This is a genomic window from Paenibacillus sp. USDA918EY (assembly GCF_009870825.1).
GTDB classification, from domain to species: Bacteria; Bacillota; Bacilli; order Paenibacillales; family Paenibacillaceae; genus Paenibacillus_AQ; species Paenibacillus_AQ albilobatus.
The window spans coordinates 335,616-357,047 of record NZ_WTWY01000002.1; the positions used below are offsets into that span (position 1 = coordinate 335,616).

Consider the following 21,432-nt stretch of genomic DNA (forward strand, 5'->3'; position numbering starts at 1 on the left):
GAAGACGGCCTCGGATTTTTTTTTTTTTCCTCCTTGTGCCGTCAGCCCCAATCAGAACCCGACGTGCGGATTTCCCGCATCGGGCTCCCCAGAGTCGTTCACAGATTTTCTCGTTAGATCGTTGGATGGAGCAACTTCGGCTCCGGCAATTTAAACCAGTCCCTGCTTCTCAGATAGGACCAGTACAGACGATGTCTTTGGCTCCTTCTACGGAGTACCCGTATCCACTGTCTTTCAATTTGCCGTTTGAGGCTGTGCAACTTGTAATCGCAGTGGTATAGAGCAAAATATTGGTAGAAACCTTGCAACATTCTTGTGAGTTGCTTTTGCTGGTCTCGTCTTTTCCAGTGCCGGTGTGTCTTTAACCAGATTCCAACTCGCTCTGTAAATTTTCGGATGCTCTTTACGCTTGGTATCCGTATGAGTGCGAATTCGCCTCTGCGTCCTACTCCACAGACATGTTTAAATCCCAGAAAATCGAACGTATCCGGCTTTTCCCCGAATTCCGCTTTTCTCTCCCTTGCAAATCGCCCAAAGATCATGAGACGCGTCTTTTCCTCCGCCAACTCCAAGTTGAATTTCTTCATCCTTTCGTTTAGTAGCGTTTGGAAGTTCTCAGCATCTCGCTTGTATTCGAAACACGCGACGTAGTCATCCGCAAAGCGGATGAGATATGCTTCCCCTTGTACGCATTTCTTGAACCGTTTCTTGAACCAGAGGTCCAACACGTAGTGCAAATAAATATTCGCCAGCAGGGGACTAATCGGTCCGCCTTGTGGCGTACCTTCCTCATTTCGCGTGACAACGCCGTGCTGCATGACTCCTGCCCGCAACCATTTCCCGATGAGACGTAAAATCCCCGGATCGGCAATGCGTTGTTTGACCATCTTCATCAGCCATTCGTGGTTGATGTGGTTGAAGTACCCGCGAATATCTGCTTCAAATACATGCCTGACTTTCTTTGTTACAATGCAAGTTCTGAGCGCTTTAAGCGCCATATGGGGGTTTCTTCCCGGACGGAATCCATAGGACAAGCCCAGAAAATCCTGTTCAAAGATGGTCTCTACTATTCTCGTTACTGACCGCTGTACCAGTCGATCTTCCACTGTTGGAATGCCGAGTGGCCTCGTTTTCCCATTCCCTTTCGGGATGTCCACTCGTCTTACGGGTGGCGCTTGATAACGATTTTGTCTAAGCCGCTGACACAGGTCTTCTGTCCGCTCTTTGAGATTCCCTTCAAATTCCTTCGTTGTTTCTCCATCAACTCCGCTTGCCCCTCGGCGGTTCATCATCCCCCATGTCTCTTGCAGAAACTCGGGTGTCATGAGATGCGCCAGTGACGTGAATCGGATTTTCTTATCTTGCCGAGCTTTCTCTGCTATCTTAGCCAAGTCTGTTGACATACGATGTCCACCTCTGTGTGTGGGGTATGTTTCGTTGTTAAGAATTTACTCTGCCCTGCCGCTTCCCCCTGTGCGCGGCTTTCCCGCGCTCCGAGTACTATCAGCAGGTCCGACTTCCACCGCGGCATCCGCTCTCCTATGGATGGTCCTTTCAGTCGGCGTACTCCGCATTTTTTTTTTTTTTTTTTTTCGCGAAGACCGCGATGGATCTCCCTAGTTCCGTGATGCTTCCTTTTCCGCCATGCCGTGCTCTCAGACCCCGCCGGGGTCTCCGATTTCCTCGCCTCTTGCGGAAATCTACTATAGCCTTCCAAGTATTCGACCTTGTCGGCCCCCGGATATCTCACGAGGCTCTATCGCTTCACTTGCGTTACGGCCTGGACGTCGCTCTGTCTACGCTTAACCCGCATCGTTGCCTTTGCGTGCTCAAGACTCGATTCCGGGTAGGGCGGCTTATTCCCTTTGCCCGGGTGGGAATTCCACCCACTGAAAGCACCCAGCTTACCTAGGCGCACCAAAGTACCCTTGGATGTCGACGTCGACCACCCAATTCCCTTTGCGATTGCAGGCTTTCCGGATTCGATCCAGCGCACCCTTCGCGCTTCGTTTCGGGCGGAATCCAAATGATGATTCCTGAAAATCCGCTTCGAAGATCGGTTCCATGATTAATTTCGTTGCCATCTGTATGACACGGTCTCGGATGGTCGGAATACCCAGCGGTCTTTGCTTCCCGTCTTTCTTGGGAATGTAATGCCGACGAACAGGCTGTGGGTGGTACTTGCCTTCCTTCAGGCGTCTTTGGCACTCTTGCAGGAAATGTGCTTCTCCCTGTTTCTCGATATCCGATATTGTTTCTCCATCGATTCCGGCCGACCCTTTGTTGGCTCGTACCCTCCGCCAAGCTTCCTCTAAGATGTCCATGCGATAGACCTTGTCGTACAGTGCGTGGAATCTTCGCTTCTTATTTTCCTTGGCCGCATGACCTAGTTTTTCCTGGAGTTGTTGAACGTTTTCCTTTGGTGTCGTTAGCCGTTTGGCATTCACTAACTCGTACCTCCTAAAAAAAACATGAACAAAGCAGGGCTCCTTCCCTCCCGCAGGTTGTGTTGTCCTGCGGTTCCTCGGTAGTATGAACCCCTCGGACTCCCTTCCTGCAGACGAGTCACTTCACCTTCCGGGCTTATAGAACGTCTCTTTACGGTCTCAAAAAAAATTTGATTCCGTGCAGGGGAGGGTCTCCCCAGTTCACTGCATCCTCTTTCCTGTCATGCCGCTCCCCATACGCCGGAGGATTCTTCGTTGCTGCTCCAAGTTCCAGGCAACTTCCATGGCCTTCGTCCATATGCACGAGACTCGGCTTCCTCTTGTCCCTCTTGCGAGGCCTTTTTGACGACGCGGCAGGATTCACTTGATGTTACGGCCTGACCGGTTGCTCGCCCCGTCTCTGACGGGTACTTTTGTCGATGCGCTTCTGCGCACAGATTTCTCCGTACGCAGGCATCCTAGCTACACGGGGGCTTGGCCCCTCCCGTGACCGGACTTTCACCGGCTAGAAGATGCGTGCTTGGCTGGGCACGCTACAATAAAAAAAGCGCCCTCGACGCTGCGAAGACGCTTTGTTTGAATGGATACGGCTGCTTTCTGCGATTTCATCCGCTTGAAGCGAACGTTATTTGCGTTATTTTCTAAATTTCCTTCAGTCTGAAATACGTCCAGCCGAAAATCAGGAAAACCACGAAGCTGCCCAGCACCGTAATCATCAAATTTTCGAACGGCAGGTTCATTGCCCCGAAGCCCCCGCCTTCCATCGCCTGACCGGGAATCGTGGCGAGAAACGGCTGCGCCCAAGGATAATAGGGGCCGTATTGGGCCGAGTTGACAACAAGCATGTTCGGGATGGTGAATACGACGTTCAACGCCAGCGGAGCGGCGAAGCTGCTCCACATCAGCGATACGGCAAGCTGCAGCGCCGCCAGCGGCAGGCAGGCGACCCATCCGCCAAGCAGGCAGCGCCCGATGATCCCCCATTCGACGGGAGCATCGATGCCTTTGATCGAGCCGACAAGCAGCATCGCTCCAAGGAACAGGATCTGCATGAATGCCAGCATCGCGATCACGGCCGAATATTTGGCGAAAAATACGCCCGTCCGGGTCACCGGCAGTACCAGCAGCTGTTTCCATCCTCCCCCGCTGTGTTCGTACCGGCAAATAAAAGCCGCGAATATGCCGGACAGGATCGGCAGAAACAGCAGGGCGTGCAGCATCCCCATCGTGCCCAGCAAAACCAGCCAAGGGCGGTCCGCGCCCTCCATATTCGACAGCAGCCCGACCAAAACCGCAATCGCCGGGCTCAGCAGCAGCAAAAGCACGATAAACGAACGCGACATCTTCAGGCGTTCCGAAGACAATACTTTAAAATAACCTCCCATGTCAGTTCACATCCTTTCCGCGAAAATGCCCCATCCCCGCCATGTAGATGATAAAAGCGAGGATGATGCCCGCACCTACCGGAAGCGCGGGTTTCGCTTCGCTGATAAAGGACAAAAACGGCCAGGAAAGCGGAATGAATTCCGGGTAGTTCGCGGCAAACATCGAGGCGATGGCCGCCGTAATGCCAAGCGTGACGGGCAGAGCCTGATTTTTAAGCGACAAAGACAGCCACAACTGCAGCGCCAGCATCGGCAGCGCCCCCAGGTAAGGCAAAAAGCTAAGCTTCAAGATCATCAAATACGGGATATTCCCGGTTCCGAACTTCAGCAAAATCCCTAATACGACGGTTCCGGCAGATAAAATCAGGCAGGCGACTCCCATCGCGATAAAGCCGAGCAGAACCTTGGCGGTAAATACGGATGCCCTGGAGATCGGCAATGCCAGCAGCTGCTTCCATGAATTGTTCTGATGCTCCACGTTCGCGATCTGCGAGGAGATCAACGTGGCCCCAAGGTATAAGGCGATCGGCACGAAGGAGAAAATCTCCCGGATCAGCCCTTGCCACAAATCGGGTTTATAATGATCGATCATGTAATCGTAACGAAGGCCGAAATTCAACGCCTGCATGGCCAGCAGCCCGACGGAGCCGAGCAGGACGAGAAACCAGACGCCTTTTCTGCGGATCTTCAGGAAATCGGACGACAATGCTTTACCGATCATCATGAAAGTCCCCCTTGCTCGATCACCTGCATGAAAATATCTTCAAGCGTGCGGCGTTTCTCTTCCACGCGGTAAATCGCGTGGTTATGGTCCACCAGCCGTTTGACGAGCAGCGCCACTTCCGGATCGCTGAGCTGGTCCAGCCTGAGCCCGCCTTCCTCCAGCTGACCGGCGTAACCCTGTCCCCGGATCAGCTGCAGCGCTTCGACCGGTTCGGAAACGACGAGCCGGAAACCTCCCGATGCCTGCTGCTGCAAGTTGCTGATCGTATCCTGAAAGACCATCTCGCCCTCGCGGATGATGCCTACCGTTCCGGCCATCTGCTCCACCTCGGACAGCAAGTGGCTGGAGACCAGCACCGTAATGCCATGCTGCTGCGGCATGCTGCGGATCAGCTCGCGGATTTCGTGAATGCCTTCCGGATCCAGACCGTTGGTCGGCTCGTCCAAAATCAGCAGCTCGGGGTTGCCGAGAAGAGCCGTCGCGATGCCAAGGCGCTGTTTCATTCCGAGCGAATACCCCCTCACCGGGCGTTTTGCGTCTTTGGTCAACGATACGATGCCCAGCACCTCGTCGATCCGGGATTTCGGCACATCCAAAATGCGGCGCACCGCTTCCAGGTTTTGCACCGCCGTCAAATGCCCGTAGTTGGACGGGTATTCCACCAGCGAGCCGACCTTGCGGAGAATGTTCAGTTTTTCTTTCCGCAAGTCTTTTCCGAAAATCCGGATCGACCCCATCGTCGGACGGATCAGTCCGAGCAGCATCCGGATCGTCGTCGTTTTGCCGGCGCCGTTCGGCCCCAGGAATCCGTAAATCTCCCCTCTTCCGATTTCCAGGTTCAAATTTCTGACGGCGTAACGCCCGCGGTATTTTTTATTCAAATCTTTTGTCTCGATCACGAGTTCTCTCACTATGAATCACCTCGGGAACTATATTAGCCCCCTTAGGTTAAAAGACAGGCGGTCCCAAGTTTAAAATTTTTTTAAACTTGGGACCGCCCGCCCTCGTTCATCTTTTCATCTCAGCCTTAATCCCTGTTCGCCCCCAAAAGCGGCGGGAGAGATCATGATGGCCGTGCCCTCTTCGGTGCTGCGGATTTCCATCCCCAGCCCCATTTCCCTCGCAAGGAAGCCGACGATCGCCAGGCCGATCCCCGCCCCCTTGTCTCCCGAGGAAGCCTTCATCCCTTTGCCTTTGTCCCTAATCACGATGGCCATCCCGCCGGCAGCGTCCGTTGCCGTCCCGACGCCGATATACTGCCCGCTCCGTGCGTGCCTGACGACGTTTTGGAATACATTATCGAGGATTCTCCGGAACCATTGGGCATCAAGCATCCAATAAACGGGACCTTCCGGCAGGTCGATATCCACCTCGAAACCTTCCTTTTCCCAAAGGGGGTACCAGGCCGCGGCGCTTTCCCGGACGACGCGGAGCACGTCGATGCGCTCCGGGTGGAGCGTATATTTGCCGCTTGTCAGCAAATTGTAGGACAGCAGGTTGTCGATGAGGCCGGAAAGATCGCCGAGCTTGGATTCCGTCAGTTTCAGCAGTTCCTTGCCTCGCTCCGAAAGCTGCTCTTTTTGCAGGGAATACACATGGCTGCGGACGACCGTCAACGGCGTCCTTAAATCATGCGACAGATTTGCGACGAGGCGCTTGCGCAGCTCCTCCTCTTCGCGCTCCCGCTTCAGGCTGCCGTCAAGCTGGCGAACCATGCCGTTAAACGCTTCCTCAAGCTGCCCGATCTCGTCGCTTTTCCGGACCGCAATCGGATCGGGCAGCCCGCTCCCGTTCTGAACCGTCATGGCATACTGCAGGCGGAGGAGCCTCCGGCGCATGTTCATGAAAAACATCCAGGATACGACGATGAACAGCACGAACATCAGCAGGATGATGCCGAAAAAGGCCATCGACTCGCGCGCCGACAAATCGTTATCCCTCGGGCTTAACTCTGCTTTGGAGACCTGCATGACCATAAACCCCCGGTTCAGCTTTTCATCGTCCCCGATAAACGCGATCACCGAAAATTGCTGCGTCGCTTCCCTGTAATGCTTCATGTACGAAATCGCGTCGGCCGCATCCCATGTTTCGGGCAAATGCAGCCTGCCGCCGGCCGGCTGCCTTACACGCGAATCGGCGTCGACCCAAAACATATCCACCTTCGAATACGCCTTGCCGAGCTCGCCGATCCTCCGGTCGATCTCATCCGGCGTGCTTCCCTTCAGCTTCTTGGCTTCATCATGCCACATGTTTTCGAGATGGATCGTCCGGTACCGCTCCTCAGGCTGCTGCCCGGACTTCGGGTACACGTTCCCGTGCACCAAGTTCTGCACGATCTGGTAACCGATCAGCGAAACGGGGAACACGACCGGGATGAACAGCAGCGCAATCAGAATGATGAGCAGATATCTGGAAAGCAAGGACCCGCGAAAACGGGGTTTCGGCAGCGTCTTGTTCCTCATGCTTTCACCCGGTAGCCGACGCCGCGGATCGTCTCGATAATTTCCGGATTCGCCGGATCGCGCTCCAGCTTTTCACGCAAATACCGGATATGGACCATCAAGGTTTTATCCCCGTCGAGGTACGGATCTCCCCAAACGCCTTCGTAGATTTGCTCTTTCGTCAAAATTTGTCCCAGATGGCGGAGCAAATACATGAAGATTTGAAACTGCTTGCCTGTCAGAACGATTTCCTCGCCCGTGTCCTTGTTCATGATCCGGTTTTCCCGTTCATAGACGAGGAGATGCCCCAGCGCCAGCGGCTCTGAAGAATAGGAGCCGGAGCGGCGCAGCAGAACCTCGATCCGGGCCGCCAGCTCGTCCGGGTGAAACGGCTTCGTCACATAATCGTCCGCGAACTGCAGCCCTTCGAGTTTGTCGTCGATGGAGGTTCTCGCCGAAAGCATAAGGATCGGCAGATCCGGATAGGCTTTTTTGAGCCGCTGCCCGATCGTGAATCCGTCCAGACCCGGCAGCATCACGTCAAGGATGACGAGGCGGCACCCCGTCGCGTGGTCGACGGCCCGCTCCCCGTTTTGCAGCCAAGTGACCTCATATCCCCTCCCCGTCAAATCCTCGTTTACCCATGCGCCGATTTCCGTGTCGTCTTCGATATATAACAAATGAATGCTCATATGATTGTTGCCCATCCTTCCTCTTTCGGATCTGCACAAATCCGGTTGTGTCGTCCATGAAACCGTGGTATATTTTACGTATCATTCATTATCAATTTAAAGGCTATGTTACCCTGAAATCAAGGTACAACCTCGGACAGCGCTATCCGTCCCGGTTGTGCCTTTTTTTTGATGTGGTGGGGATCGATTCCGTCCCCTTCGCCACTATCGCTTTTTAACGCAGAAAATCATATTTGAGCCTTAAGGAGGAAATCTCATGCTGCTTGAAGCTGTCTATCACCGCCCTAAACTGAACTGGTGTTACGCCTATGACGGGCGCACGATCCATCTCCGGATCCGCACCAAGCGGAATGACGTCACCGCCGTGTCCGCGATGGCCGGGGACAAATACATTTGGGATCGTTCCAAAACCTATGTGCCGATGACGAAGCTCGCGTCCGACGAGCTGTTCGATTATTGGGAATGCGAAATCGTTCCGGAATACCGGCGATTAAAATACGGCTTTTTGCTGCAAAAAGGCGCGGAGAAATATTGGATGACCGAATACGACTTTTTGAAGCAGGAGCCGGAAAATCCGGATCGACTGTTCGAATATCCGTTCATCAATCCGGTCGACGTGTTTGAAACGCCGGACTGGGTGAAGGATGCGGTGTTCTATCAAATTTTTCCCGAACGTTTTGCCAACGGCGACCCGGCCAACGATCCGGAAGGAACGCTCCCTTGGGGCGGAACGCCTAAGCCGGACAACTTTTTCGGCGGAGACCTGCAGGGTGTCATCGACCATATCGACCATTTGTCGGAACTCGGCATCAACGCGGTTTATTTCACGCCGATTTTTAAAGCGACGACCAATCACAAATACGACACCGAGGACTACATGCAGATCGATCCTCAGTTCGGGGATCTCGATACGTTGAAAAAGCTCGTCGCCATCTGCCACGAGCGCGGCATCCGCGTCATCCTCGACGCGGTGTTCAACCATTCCGGAAGAACGTTTGCGCCTTTTGTGGACCTGCAAAAAAACGGGGAAAAATCCCGCTATAAAGATTGGTTTTATATCCGGAAATACCCGATTGCCGTGGAAGACGGCATTCCGACTTACGATACCTTTGCTTTTGAGCCTTTGATGCCGAAGCTGAACACCGCCCATCCCGAGGTAAAGGAATATTTGCTGAAGGCTGCCGCTTATTGGATCAAGGAGGCCGACATCGACGGCTGGCGCCTGGACGTCGCCAACGAAGTCGATCACGAATTTTGGCGCGAATTCCGCAAAGTCGTCAAAGGCATCAAGCCGGACGCCTATATTCTGGGCGAGATTTGGCACGAGTCCTCGCCATGGCTGATGGGAGACCAGTTCGACGCCGTCATGAATTATCCGTTTACGAATGCAGTGCTGGACTTTTTCGTTGACGGCACCCGGGATGCCCGCAGCTTTGCGAACGCTCTCGCCAGCCAATATGTGCGCTATCCGCGCCAGGTAAACGAGGCGGCCTTCAATTTGCTGGACAGCCATGATACAGCCCGGCTGCTGACCAAATGCGACGGCAATAAGGAACAAATGAAACTCGCCGTCCAGTTCCAATTCACCTATACCGGAACGCCTTGCATTTATTACGGGGACGAAATCGGCTTGACCGGAGGACATGATCCGGGCTGCCGCAAATGCATGGAGTGGGATGAAACCAAACAGGACCGGGAGCTGTTCTCCTTCTACCGGGAGCTGATCGCCCTGCGCAAAAAATACGGCGCCCTCCGCACCGGATCGCTGAAATTCCTGTCGGCTAAAGCCGGCAGCACCAGCTTGGTATATACCCGTGAGGACGAAAACGACAAAATCATCATCTTCATGAACAATGCGGCAAAAGCGAAAAACATCAACGTGTCGGTGCCGGAGGAACGCTGGCAGGATATCCGCACCGGCGACAATGTATCCGCCCACAGCGGCGTGCTCAGCATGAAGCTGCCTGCCTACGGCTGTGTGATGTTAAGGGCCTTATAAGATAACGTGCAAACAAAACGCTGCATGCGCAAAGGGGATGCCCGCTAACGCGGGACATCCCCTTTATTTTGCAAAATTCGATTCCGGCCGCTCCCGGGTACAATAAACGAATAAACCGTTTTGCTCTATCTATTGCGGATTGAAAGTCGCTCCTTGGATTTTTGCAAAATCCTCCATTTGGAACAAGATATTCAAAACGCTTCGGATTAAACCGGCTTCAGACGAAATTTCTCGTATCGTTGTTCCGTCCGAACTTGTATGTCGCGATCAGGAAGAACACGACTGCAAATGCAAGCAAAATCGACAGATGAAACCAAATGGAGCCGAACGTTTCTCCCGCCTGCAGCTTTTCGATGGACTGCAGCACCCAGCTCTGGGGCAAAAAGTCGGAGACCCGGCGAAGCGTCTCGGGCATGATGCTGAGCGGGAAAAAGCAGCCGGACAGCAGGCATGTCGGTATGATGACGAGGTTTTGGAGCGCGCCGGCCATGCCCGAGCTTTTCGAAAATGCGATGATGACGAGCGACAGGCTGATCGATACGACCGCAAAGATGGCCAGAATGCCCAGCATCTCACCGATCGGAACGCCCGGGTCCAAACGGAACACGACCCGCATGAAAAAGAGCGCGATCACGATTTGCGCGACCATGACGATGGCGTTCACCACAATGTTGGCAAGCACATACGTCTTGGCGTTGATCGGCGAAGAAAGAATCCGGTAGTAGGTCCGGTTTTCCCGGTGTTTAAGCATCAATTCCGCCAAACTCGAGGCCGAATTCAACATGAACATCAGCAGGAACCCGATCGATTGGTATGACATTTCTTTCGTCACGGACGTATCGTTTACCGATTCGGACGTCAGTTTAAACGTAGAGGAGCGGTATTGATCGTACAGCTTTCCGAATTTGTCCGCATCGCCGCCCGCGATTTTGCCCATTGCCGACACGTTATCGATATATCCGTGCAGCATCGATTTCATATACGCGGTGACTTGCGCGCCTTTCACCGATTCGATCGCGATATGATCGGGACTCCCGCTCAGCACGCTTTCCGAAAAACCCGAATCGATGATCAGGCCGCTGTCGAGTTTGCTTGCAGCCAGCTGCTCTTTTAATTCGCTGCGGCTAACGTTGACGAGGCTGACATGATCCAGGTTCTTAACGAATCCGACCGTGTCCTCCGCGATCTGTTGACCGCTGTCCTCGTTGACGACCCCTACCCTCAGTTCCGTCGGTCCGCTCGAACCGTAGAGCAGAACGGAGCCCAGTATGCCAACGATCGGCAGGCCGAAATATAAGATCAACGCGCTGCGTTTGCGAAACGTCATGAGCATCGTTCGGGTCGCCAGAAACCATATATCTCTCCACATGTTACAGTCCCTCCCTGCGTCTCATTGCAAATATGGATACGACCAAGAATAAAACAGCGAAACCGATGTTCAGCATGACGACGGGCCATGCCGCCGAAACGTTGTTGCCGTAGATGACCTGCGTCAAACCGTGGTTCGCCCATCGGATCGGGGACAGGTTCACGAGAAATCCCATCACGCCTCCGCCGGAATCATCCCCGATCGGGAAGTAGGCACCCCCGAAAAAGGACAACAATTGAACGACGAGGCTGATGATGCCGCGCGATGCCGCTCCTTTCAACAAATAGCTGCCGGCCAGGCCGAAGCTCATCGCCATGATGACTTCAGATATCAACACGATGATGACGATTCCCATATGATGGCCCCAATAGGCTTTGAACACGTATTTGCTGAACACAATAATGACGATGACGCATAATAAATTGGAAACGAGCCCGCCTAAAATTTTGCCCGCAAAAATCTCGCTTTTGCGGATCGGGGCAATGACAAGCCTTACCGCCGTTCTTTGCCAAACCTCGCCTTGAATGAGCCCGCCTGCGGCCATGGCCGCCCACATGCCGACCATGACGGTCATCGCCAGCGCATAGTAATCGATCGAGCCCGGCGTCCGATTGGGATCGACGGACGATTCCTTGATGTAGTCGCTTCCGCCGCTTGCAAGCACCATCTCCGTCTTGGCCGGTTCGATGCTCGCCACTGCCGCCGTCGCATTGTATTTATCCGTAAAAGAAGCCAGCATCCCCTGCACGATATTGCTTTCGATCGCGTCGCGGCTGCTGCCGTACATGGAGATGCCTTGGTTCGTCAGCTCCACATAATCCGCGTAGCGATTGTTTTCGACTTCCTCTCTACCGTCCATGCCGGGTTTTAGAGGTTCGAAGGTAACGCCCATTTTGCCGACTTCCTTCGTAAAGGCCGCAAAAGCTTCGGAAAGCGGCCCTCCGCCGGTGGCGTCTTTTACGACGACCTTCACGTCCCCGATCGACACTTCCGAGCTGAACGCATTGGTCAGCGCGAGTCCGAGGATCAGCATGAGCACGATCGGAAAACAGAGCATGAATAGGATCGTGCGCCAGTCGCGGAAATCCTGTTTGATCTCTTTGATTGCAATCGATAAAATATTCACGGCATAAATACCTCTTTTCGTCGAAAATTAATCCCGTAAATTACGGCCCGTCAGCGTCAGGAATACCGACTCCAAATTCGGCTCCTGCTCCTCGACCGAACGGATTTCTTTGCCGGCATCCATCAGCTGCTTGAGCATCCGGTTCAAATTATCGACAGCCGCATCGCTGTGCACGCGGATCACGTTATCCTCCTGGTGCACGGTCCGTACGCCCGGAACCGGCTTCAGCAGCTCCCCTTCCGTTCCCTGCACGGTTTTCAGCTCGATGCGGATATCCTTGACGTCGGTGATGGTCGATTTGAGCTGTTCTTTCGTGCCCTCGGCGATGATTTTGCCATGGTCGACGATCGCAATGCGCGAGCAAATTTCTTCGACTTCCTCCATGTAGTGGCTGGTATAAATGATGGTGCAGCCCGATTCGTTCAGTTTCCGCACCGAAGTCAAAATATAGTTGCGCGATTGGGGGTCAATCCCGACCGTCGGTTCGTCCATAATGATCAGCTTCGGTTTATGCGCGATCGCGCAGGCGATGTTGAGGCGGCGTTTCATACCGCCCGAAAAATTTTTCGGGAAGTTTTTCGCCTTGTCGCTGAGTCCGACGAACTCCAGCGCTTCCTCGGTCCGCTCTTTCAGCTTCTCGCCCCGAAGTCCGTACAATCCGGCAAAAAAACTTACATTTTCATAGGCGGTCATATCTTCGTAAATGGCCAGATCCTGCGGAACGATGCCCAAGTTCATCTTGGCAAAACGGCTCTGCTTCATGATGTCCTTTTCCAAAATCCGGATTTCTCCGCTCGTCGGACGAAGCAGCGATGAGATCATGTTGATCGTGGTGCTTTTACCGGCGCCATTGGCGCCGAGAAACCCGAAAATTTCCCCCTCGCGAACCGTCAGCGACATGTTGTCGACCGCGACGAAATCGCCGAATTTTTTCGTAAGACCCCGAATATCCAAAACGTTCATTTATTTTTCACTCCGTTTCGTTGTTCTCTTGATGTCCCTATCTTAATAAAAAAGGACGCCCTTACGTCAGTGCATAAGTTCATCCTTTGTACATGAGAAATTTCATATGTTGTTGTGGGCATCCGCCGCGGGGCGGATGAACATTCTCACTTGCCCTCATGCGGAATCAGGGTCGTGATGCTGAAACCGTTCGTGCCGTCGGCAATGACCGTTCCGCTGACGGACGCGGTACGCTCCTCCATCCCGATTAAGCCGAGACCTTTGACGATTTTGGCTGCGCCTTTTCCGTTGTCGGCGACGACGGCTTTGATCAGGCGGTTCAGCACCCGGATTTCGACGTGAACGGCTGTGGCGCCGGAATACTTCGCGCAATTGGTCAGCGCTTCCGTCACGTTTTCATAAATGATTTTCCACTGCAGCGGCGTGATGCTTTCCATGTTTCCTTCATGAACGACCGAGGTCATCAGTCCGGTTTTTCCGCTAAAAGCTTCGACGGCCGTTTTCAGGCGGCTAAGACCAAGCTGCTCCACGGGGGGTTTGTTGCTTTTGAGCGTAATCCGGATTTCCTCGATCGCTTCTTTGGAAATGCCGATGGCGTTTTGCAGCAGCGTTTCCGCGGTGGCCGGGTCGCTGTTCAGCAGCCGTTTGGCGGCCTCCATCTGAATCAGCGCGCCCGTCATCGAATGGCCGATGCCGTCATGAATTTCCTGGGTGAGCCGGTTCCGCTCCTCGAGCTTGACCATATATTCGGAAGCGCGGGCGAAATCCTGATTTTCATTGAGGCTTTTGGCCATCTTATGCAGCTGCCTGCGCATGCTCCCAAGCTCGTCCTCCTGCCTGACCACTCTCCCCATATAGCGGCGTACCATACAATAGTTGAAAAAACCGAGCGCAGCCACAAATGCATATAAAATCATCATCGCATCGCGCAAAAAAATGACCGGGGCCATGATGGCCAGCAGCAAATAACCGTTTGAGCCGGGATAAAAAGAAGCCAGCTCATTGAAGCTGAACGGCAGCAGCAGCGTAAAATACGGATGATAGACCGAGCAGCCGATCAAAAACAGAATAATCGCCAGAACGATCGCCTTTTTGGTGCGGGTGCGCTTGACGATATGCAGGATCAGGTTCAGCGCCAAATAGGCGAGAAACAGGAAAACCAGCCATACGTCCCTCGTGGCTGCCGTAAAATAGGTCGCGATGACGGCAAACAGCACCATGATCGTTTTATTGCCGACCGTCCACAGTTCCATACATATGTTATCCTTTCACTCTAACGGGTTTTGCCCGTCAGGTAGTAGATCGCGATCTGCGTGCGGTGCGAAAGCGCCGTTTTGTTCAAGATGGAGGTGATGTAATTGGCCGTCGTTCCTTCGGATATAAACAGCTCCTTGGAAATTTCCTTGTTGGACAAGCCCTGGGCGATCAACGACATCACCTCAAGCTCCCGTTCGGTGAACAAGCTGCGGTCGAAGGGACAGGCATCCCCGCGATCTCCGGCATCCTTCTTTGAAGCTTCTTCCGCTGGCGGCTTCCCGGCCGCTGGCTGCGGCGCTGGCGAACCACCGCCCGGCCCGCCCGTCACCTGCGACTTCAGCTTATCCAGCACCACGTCCTGAAGGACGCTGTGCCCGTTGTGCACGCTTTTGATCGCGTCGCGGATCCGCTCCGGATCGTTGTTTTTCAACAGATACCCTTTCGCGCCGGAGCGGATGGCATCAAGTATGTATTCATCGTCATCGAAGGTCGTCAGGATCAGCGGTTTGGTCCGCGTTTCCTCGGTCAGCAATCTGGCGGCTTCCACCCCGTTCATGTTCGGCATCCGCACATCCAGCAAAGCGACGTCCACCTCATGCGCCTTGCAGTATTCCACCGCCTGCCGCCCATCGTCCACCGTAGCGAGAACTTCAAAATCCCCGAACGTATTCAGGATGATCTTCATGCCTTCCCGTATAAAGGAATTATCATCCGCGATCAGCACTTTAATTTTCATGCGCAGCCTCCTGTCTCCTTATCAAACTCATTTTACATGATGCCGCGCCCGGTGGGGAAGGGATAGAAAAAAGCCCCTGAATCAGGGGCTGGGGCTTAGCTGCGTACAACTTATAACATAAAAAAGATAATTCCCGCAAGCACGATCCGGTATACGGCAAACGGCACGAGCTTGATCCGGTTGATGAGCTTCAGGAAAAAACGGATGGCAAGCAGCGCCACGATAAAGGAACTGATAAATCCGGCAGCAAAAAACGGCAGCATATCGGCCGTAACATACTCCCAATTTTTCAGCAGCGACAAACCGCTTGCTCCCGCCATGATCGGCACGGCCATGATGAACGTGAAGTCGGCCGCCGCCCGGTGGCTCATCCCAAATAACACCCCGCCGGAAATGGTCGATCCGGAACGGGAAAATCCGGGCCATAAAGAAAGGCACTGGATCACACCGACCGAAAAAGCTTGGCCGTATGTTATCTGGTCCACCGTTTCGGCCTTCGGCCGCTTAGGGCCCCACACATCGGCGGCAATCATCAGAAGCGCCCCGACAACCAGGCCGATCAGTACCGTCCGCGTCGAAAACAGATGCTCGTCGATATAATCGTCGAACAGCACGCCCAGAACGCCCGCCGGGATCAGCCCGACGATGACCTGCGTCAGTTTGAGGCGGCCTTGATCGGAGCCGTTGCCCCCGTTCTTCGCCTTTCTTCTCCGGAGGCCCAGCAGGTCCATGAACCGGCCCCAGAACAACACCACAACGGCCAAAATCGACCCGAGCTGAATGACCACCTTAAAGGTGTTCGCTGCCGGCTGCGATAGAAATTGCTGCGTTTTCAGCCACATGTCGTCCACGATAATCATATGCCCGGTGGAAGACACCGGGGCAAATTCCGTCAAACCTTCGACGATTCCGAGAATTACCGCTTTGATGTACTCCATCCACTCCAAAACTGCTACAACTCCTTCAGGTTATTGCCGGTTTTCATTTTTCTAGCCCGGCGCAGATACAAATACAAAACCGCAAATACGGCCAGCGCGATCACGGCATAGGTAAAATGGGAGTACACATCCATATAATGCACGATGTTTTCCCATGACTCGCCCAATGCCGCTCCCAAATAGACAAGGACCGTGTTCCATATCAACGTTCCGACCGTCGTAAAAAGCAGAAACAAGCCGAAATTCATGCGGGCCATGCCCGCCGGAACCGAAATGAGGCTCCGCACCAGCGGAATCATCCGGCACAAAAAGACCGTCCAATACCCGTACTTGGCGAACCACCGGTCCGCCCGGCGAACGTCTTCCTTTTTTACGCGCAGAACATGTCCCCACCGTTCGATGAAACGTTCCAAACGCCGAACCTCCAGAAGCAAGCCTACATAATAGAGCAAAACGGCCCCGACCACCGAGCCGATCGTCGCAGCGACGATCACCCCGGGCAGCGTCAAATGGGTTTTCGTGGTCATAAACCCGCCGAAGGTTAAAATCACCTCGGACGGTATAGGCGGAAACAAGTTTTCCAGCATGATCACCAGCGCAATGCCGGCGTAACCGAATTGTTCCATGATATCCGTAATCCAGGTTTGCATGATGTACCTCCGATACATTTAAATAGGAAGGCGATTCGGGAACAGCGGCGGGCGCCTATTCCGCTAAGCATCTACAGCAGCCTTTTCCTTACGTTCCGCAAATAGTGGTAACGGATGAAGAAAAAATACAGCGCCTGGGCCGCGAAAAAACAAATCAATACGACGCCCATTTCAAACGCGATCGACAAATAAAAAAGGCTTTGCAGCGCCATAAAGGCAAAACTGCTGTGAATGACCGCCATGGCGATCGGGACGAAAAACAGGAGCGCCATCTGCCGGGTCACGATCCGGTTCAGTTCCTGATCCGTCAGCCCGAGCTTGGCCATGGCCGCATATTGCCGCCGGTCGTAGTCCAGATCCGCATAAAGACGGAAGTACAGGAAGGAACCCGCGGCGATGAAAAATACCGTGCCGATCAGCAGCGCGGCAAAAAGCATCGCGCGATACGCGCTCATCTGCATGACGTACAGCGTGCCGCTGACGGCGATCGCATAACCTCGGCCTTCGCCGTATTTCACCTCGCCTGAGGCGGCCAGCTCGCCCGCCGCTCCAAGCGTTTTCCGGAAATCGTCCACGTAAAACGCGGTATAACGGTCGGTCCCCGCCCGGGACTCCAAGCGGCCGAATAATTCGTCGCTGACAACGATGCCGCTGGTATAGCCGTCCATTTGCCGCAGCTCCGTCCGCAGCATATGCTCGGGCACCGCCACATGCCGGGTATAGCCGATTTCCTTGATGCGCAGCCGGCCGCCTTGCGCGATGTGCACCGCCAGCGGCCTTGCTTTCATGTACGCCTTATCCCGTTCGGAATTGATCATCGCAAGCGCATCATAACCGGTTAAAGGCTGCTCGCGGTACGGAAGGCCCGCCATTCGGATCGCCCGCTCATAACTGGAAATTGGAATGACGGACAGCACCTCGGAAGCAGGGCCGGAGCCTTCCGGAACGACCTGGATGTTTTTGACCGGAAATTGGAGAATGCGAGGGTGCAGTCCTTTCGCCAGCAGTTCGCCTTGGATGGATTGCAAATGGTCCCGCTCCTGCCGGCTGCCGTCCTTGGCCACATAACTGACCGCAGCCGGGTAATCGTTATGAAATTGTTCCGACAGCGTATTAATGGAGGCCGATACGCCTACCGCGCAGAACGAAACGGTCGACACGATCGTCACCATGAACAGCATCCGGGAATGGTCCTTTAACCGGTAGGACAGATTGGACAACGTGACGATGTTCGTTTTTTTCCAAAACAGGCCCCGCTTTTTCTGAAGGCGTTCGACAAGCCATACCCCCGCGTGGTTATACAGCAGATAGGTGCCCACGACGGTCATGGCGGTGACGGGCAGCATGCGAACGTACAAATTGGAGACGCTCGTCGTAGCTGCAAACCAATAGGCTGCGATGATGAGCACGGCGGCCGCCCACGATAGCCGGGCCGATCCTTTGGGAGCAACTTTTGTTCGACGTCCGGCTTGAAAAAGCTCGATTAACGCAGGATTCCGGAACAAAGCCGACGTGCACACCGAAATGATCAGAAAAAGCACGGCAAACGCGCCAACCGTAAGTGCAAGCGCCTCCCACGTCAAGCGGAACGGGATCGAGGGAATGCCGAACACAGGGGAGCCCATCATCAGAAAAAGCTTCCCGGTGACAAGCCCCGAGAGGATACCTGCGACAATGGCCCCCGTTCCGATCAGCATGTTTTCCAAAAAAATCATCCGGTGCAGCTGCTTATTCGTCATGCCGTGCATCAGCCAGATCCCGATCTCATGTTTGCGCGAGAGCAAAAATGAACTTACCGAGTACAGTACAAAAAAGAACAAAAAAAGATACATTACGCATAAAGCCGTAATCATCGTCTTCATGACGATCGGATACACAATAGACTCACGGAGTCCAGGATTAAAAATGAACAAAGTGCAAACGAAAAAAATCAGAACCGAAAAGGCGCTGCTTAAAAAATAGGCCGCATACGTCCGCTTGTTGCGGGAGACGTTTCTATAGGCGAATTGTAGAAAGGACATGGCGATCCCCTCCCAAGAGCGAAAGCATGTCGATGATCCGCTGAAAAAATCCTTGGCGGTTGTCTCCCCGGTAAATCTCGTTGTAAAATCGCCCGTCTTTGATAAAAATAACGCGCTTGCAAAAGCTGGCCGCAACCGGATCATGGGTCACCATCAGGATCGTGGCCTCTTCTTCCCCGTTCAAAGACCCCAGCGTCCTCATCACGTCGTCCGAAGCCTTCGAATCCAGATTGCCCGTCGGTTCATCGGCAAGGATCAGCGACGGCTTGTGGATGAGGGCACGGGCGATGGCAGCACGCTGCATCTGGCCGCCCGAACATTCGTAAATCCGCCGATCCAAAATGTCCGAAATGCCCAGCTTTGAGGCCATATCGTTTAATTTTTGCTCCATCTCCCCTACCGGTACGCCGTCAAGCGACAACGGCAGCACGATATTTTCAGCCACGGTCATGGCGTCGAGCAGGTTAAAATGCTGAAAAACAAACCCAAGCTCGTGTCGGCGGAAAAGCGCCGTCTCCGTCTGTCCGAGCTGGTGCGGATTAACGCCGTTGATGATGATTTCCCCGGAGGTCGGCTCGTCGATGGTGGCAATCACGTTCAAGAGCGTGGTTTTCCCGCTCCCCGACGGCCCCATGATTCCGACGAATTCCCCCTTCAGCAGGGAGAATTGGACATTGTCCAGCGCTTGCCGCGGCACCTGTCCTTCATAAATTTTTGATAAGTATTTCACGTCCAAAATCGTCAACGCTTCCGGCTCCTTGCTTCATAAGATCGATCTTATGTTTTTATTATAGGGAGGATGCGGTTCACGCTGCTATCCCGTAAGCTTACACAAGCTTACACTTTTGTAAGCTTCACTTGCGCGAGCGTCATTTTTCTAAAAAATGATCCGAACGGTCGTACCTTTCCCCGCCTCGGATTCAACCTGAAGGTCATGGCCCAGTTTCCCGCAAATTTGCTTGGCCAAATAGAGCCCCATGCCTGTCGATTCCCGGAACTCCCTCCCGTTCTCCCCGGTAAAATAAGGCTCGAATATGCGGGGCAAATCCCCTTTGGGAATGCCGACTCCTTCATCCTGCACCTCGAGCACCACACGTTCATCGCGGCAATAGCTATAAAAAACGATCTTGCGATTTTCGCCCCGCGTATAACGGACGGCATTGGTAATCAACTGCGTCAGCACAAAGCCAAGCCATTTCTCGTCCGAGGCGATAGGAAACGGCTCATCCATCCGGATCAGCGGAAACACATGGCTGCGGATAAACAGCCTTTTCTGGGATGAGGTCACCTCCCGTACGACCTGGCGCAAATCAAGCGTTTCGACATGAAAATCCCGTTCGAACGTATCCAGGCGCGCGGTATACAGCACGATGTCGAGTCCCTTTCGGATCCGGTCCAGCTCGTCGCCGATGGCGGCGAATTCCGCTTCGTCCCTGTTCCGGATCATCAAATGGATGACGGACAGCGGCGTCTTCATCTGATGGACCCACTGATGAATGAACTCCATATGGGATTCGATTTTATGCTTGTACTGCTGCAAATCGGTCTGATAACGCCGGTGCTGAAGCTTGATCATGCGCTGCAGGCTTTGGGCGAGCGGCGTCTGCTGCTTGTCCTTCAGCAGCTCCTCGGTGGAAGAAGCCTCTGCGGCCAATCGGGCATAAAAGGTGCGGTTTCTTATGTAGCGGATCACGAGGTAGGCGGACAACAAACATACGCTGAGCAGGCCGGCATACAATCCGGTATTCAAATGGCGGCTGCCGTCGAGCCAATACACGAGGGTTACGAGGAATAGTTGCAAAAAATAGACGGCGACAAGAGGGGCTTGGTCCCGGAAAAACAACCTCATGTTTCATCCCCCCAGTTCGGCAGCAGGCGGTACCCTTGCCCGCGGATCGTTTGAAGGGCGTCTTCGATGCCGACCGACGCCAGCTTTTTGCGGACGCGGGTGACGTAGACGTTAAGCGTGTTATCGTCGACGAACCATTGGTCGTCCCAAATTTTATCCAGCAAACGGTCCCGGCTGACGACTTGTCCGGATCTTGCAATCAACTCATCCAAAATTTTGGCTTCGGTCGGGCTTAAGTCGGTTTTGTCCTCATTGAAGGCGAGCGTCAGCCGCTCTACATCGAGGGTTAACCCCGAGACGGCCACCGTCCGCTGCTGCTGCGATGCGGCGTAAGATCCGTAAGCCCGGCGGAGTTGGCTGTTGATTTTGGCGAGGGCGATTTCGAAATCGAAGGGCTTGGTCAAATAATCGTCGGCCCCGTTTTCCAGCGCCATCACCTGGTCCATTTTGCCGTCGCGCGCGGAAATGAAAATGATCGGGCAGGTCGAGCCGTTCCGGATTTGCCGGCACCAATAAAACCCGTCGTACATCGGCAAATTGACGTCAAGCAGCACGAGATGGGGCTGAAACCTTTCAAATTCGGCGATGACCGCCCCAAAATCGGCAGCGCATTCCGTATCGTAACCGAACCTGCGTAAATGCTCTTCCAGCAGGCCCACAAGGCCTTGGTCATCTTCGACGATAAATATTTTGAACATTCGAGTTTTCTCCTTCGTCAAAGGGGTATTTGCCTAGTATTGTACCATGAAGATCCGCGACTAGCTTGCATCATGCCTGCTCCTTTTGAGCGGTAGACGAACATGGAAAAGGAGCAGCTGCCGCGAGACAACCGCTC

Annotated in this window: 19 protein-coding genes; 1 reads left to right on the top strand and 18 read right to left on the bottom strand. The window is 53.9% G+C overall.

The genetic code is table 11. The features are described 5' to 3' along the window. Nucleotides 1-113 precede the first annotated feature (113 nt). From ltrA to GQY55_RS05860, 7 genes are all read right to left on the bottom strand, one after another. On the bottom strand, nt 114-1,403 hold the full coding sequence (gene ltrA, locus GQY55_RS05830) for a group II intron reverse transcriptase/maturase (protein WP_160039103.1): 1,290 nt from the start codon (nt 1,401-1,403) through the stop codon (nt 114-116). Nucleotides 1,404-1,904: 501 nt separating this feature from the next. Beyond that, the gene (locus tag GQY55_RS05835; RefSeq protein ID WP_236575443.1) at nt 1,905-2,447 is read right to left on the bottom strand and encodes a reverse transcriptase domain-containing protein; all 543 of its coding nucleotides are present in this window, start codon (nt 2,445-2,447) and stop codon (nt 1,905-1,907) included. A gap of 641 nt (nt 2,448-3,088) precedes the next feature. Next, on the bottom strand, nt 3,089-3,832 hold the full coding sequence (locus GQY55_RS05840; protein WP_160039105.1) for an ABC transporter permease: 744 nt from the start codon (nt 3,830-3,832) through the stop codon (nt 3,089-3,091). A gap of 1 nt (nt 3,833) precedes the next feature. Beyond that, entirely contained in the window at nt 3,834-4,556 is a 723-nt protein-coding gene (locus tag GQY55_RS05845) for an ABC transporter permease (RefSeq protein ID WP_328803726.1), read from the bottom strand. After that, entirely contained in the window at nt 4,553-5,467 is a 915-nt protein-coding gene (locus tag GQY55_RS05850) for an ABC transporter ATP-binding protein (RefSeq protein WP_160039107.1), read from the bottom strand. Before GQY55_RS05850 ends, GQY55_RS05845 begins: the two co-directional genes overlap by 4 nt. 105 nt (nt 5,468-5,572) lie before the next feature. After that, on the bottom strand, nt 5,573-7,018 hold the full coding sequence (locus tag GQY55_RS05855; RefSeq protein ID WP_160039109.1) for a sensor histidine kinase: 1,446 nt from the start codon (nt 7,016-7,018) through the stop codon (nt 5,573-5,575). Then, nucleotides 7,015-7,689: a response regulator transcription factor gene (locus GQY55_RS05860; protein ID WP_160039111.1), complete on the bottom strand. Its 675-nt coding sequence runs from the start codon at nt 7,687-7,689 to the stop codon at nt 7,015-7,017. The genes GQY55_RS05855 and GQY55_RS05860 overlap by 4 nt, the downstream gene beginning before the upstream one ends. A gap of 256 nt (nt 7,690-7,945) precedes the next feature. Between GQY55_RS05860 and GQY55_RS05865 the strand changes: the two genes are divergently transcribed. Further along, nucleotides 7,946-9,688, top strand: a complete 1,743-nt coding sequence (locus GQY55_RS05865) for an alpha-glycosidase (protein WP_160039113.1) — start codon at nt 7,946-7,948, stop codon at nt 9,686-9,688. A gap of 217 nt (nt 9,689-9,905) precedes the next feature. Here the strand turns inward: GQY55_RS05865 and GQY55_RS05870 are convergent, their stop codons facing one another. The 11 genes from GQY55_RS05870 to GQY55_RS05920 all read right to left on the bottom strand — a co-directional run bounded on the left by GQY55_RS05870 (nt 9,906) and on the right by GQY55_RS05920 (nt 21,295). Then, on the bottom strand, nt 9,906-11,057 hold the full coding sequence (locus tag GQY55_RS05870; RefSeq protein WP_160039115.1) for an ABC transporter permease: 1,152 nt from the start codon (nt 11,055-11,057) through the stop codon (nt 9,906-9,908). 1 nt (nt 11,058) lies between these two features. Next, on the bottom strand, nt 11,059-12,183 hold the full coding sequence (locus GQY55_RS05875) for an ABC transporter permease (protein ID WP_160039117.1): 1,125 nt from the start codon (nt 12,181-12,183) through the stop codon (nt 11,059-11,061). Nucleotides 12,184-12,210: 27 nt separating this feature from the next. Then, nucleotides 12,211-13,146 (bottom strand): ABC transporter ATP-binding protein, encoded by a 936-nt coding sequence (locus GQY55_RS05880; protein WP_160039119.1) that lies wholly within the window; start codon nt 13,144-13,146, stop codon nt 12,211-12,213. 146 nt (nt 13,147-13,292) lie between these two features. Then, nucleotides 13,293-14,399, bottom strand: a complete 1,107-nt coding sequence (locus GQY55_RS05885) for a sensor histidine kinase (RefSeq protein ID WP_160039121.1) — start codon at nt 14,397-14,399, stop codon at nt 13,293-13,295. A gap of 20 nt (nt 14,400-14,419) precedes the next feature. Further along, a complete protein-coding gene (locus tag GQY55_RS05890) occupies nt 14,420-15,139 on the bottom strand; it encodes a response regulator transcription factor (protein WP_160039123.1) in 720 nt (239 codons plus the stop codon). Nucleotides 15,140-15,249: 110 nt separating this feature from the next. Further along, on the bottom strand, nt 15,250-16,077 hold the full coding sequence (locus GQY55_RS05895; RefSeq protein ID WP_201452116.1) for an undecaprenyl-diphosphate phosphatase: 828 nt from the start codon (nt 16,075-16,077) through the stop codon (nt 15,250-15,252). A 14-nt stretch (nt 16,078-16,091) separates the two neighbouring features. Then, nucleotides 16,092-16,727 (bottom strand): DedA family protein, encoded by a 636-nt coding sequence (locus tag GQY55_RS05900; RefSeq protein WP_160039127.1) that lies wholly within the window; start codon nt 16,725-16,727, stop codon nt 16,092-16,094. A 71-nt stretch (nt 16,728-16,798) separates the two neighbouring features. Further along, a complete protein-coding gene (locus GQY55_RS05905) occupies nt 16,799-18,748 on the bottom strand; it encodes an FtsX-like permease family protein (protein WP_160039129.1) in 1,950 nt (649 codons plus the stop codon). After that, nucleotides 18,723-19,493, bottom strand: a complete 771-nt coding sequence (locus tag GQY55_RS05910; RefSeq protein WP_160039131.1) for an ABC transporter ATP-binding protein — start codon at nt 19,491-19,493, stop codon at nt 18,723-18,725. The genes GQY55_RS05905 and GQY55_RS05910 overlap by 26 nt, the downstream gene beginning before the upstream one ends. Before the next feature lie 132 nt (nt 19,494-19,625). Continuing rightward, nucleotides 19,626-20,597, bottom strand: coding sequence for a HAMP domain-containing histidine kinase (locus GQY55_RS05915; protein WP_160039133.1), 972 nt, complete (start codon nt 20,595-20,597; stop codon nt 19,626-19,628). Then, complete coding sequence (locus GQY55_RS05920; RefSeq protein WP_160039135.1) at nt 20,594-21,295, bottom strand: response regulator transcription factor; 702 nt, start codon at nt 21,293-21,295, stop codon at nt 20,594-20,596. Before GQY55_RS05920 ends, GQY55_RS05915 begins: the two co-directional genes overlap by 4 nt. Nucleotides 21,296-21,432 lie beyond the last annotated feature (137 nt).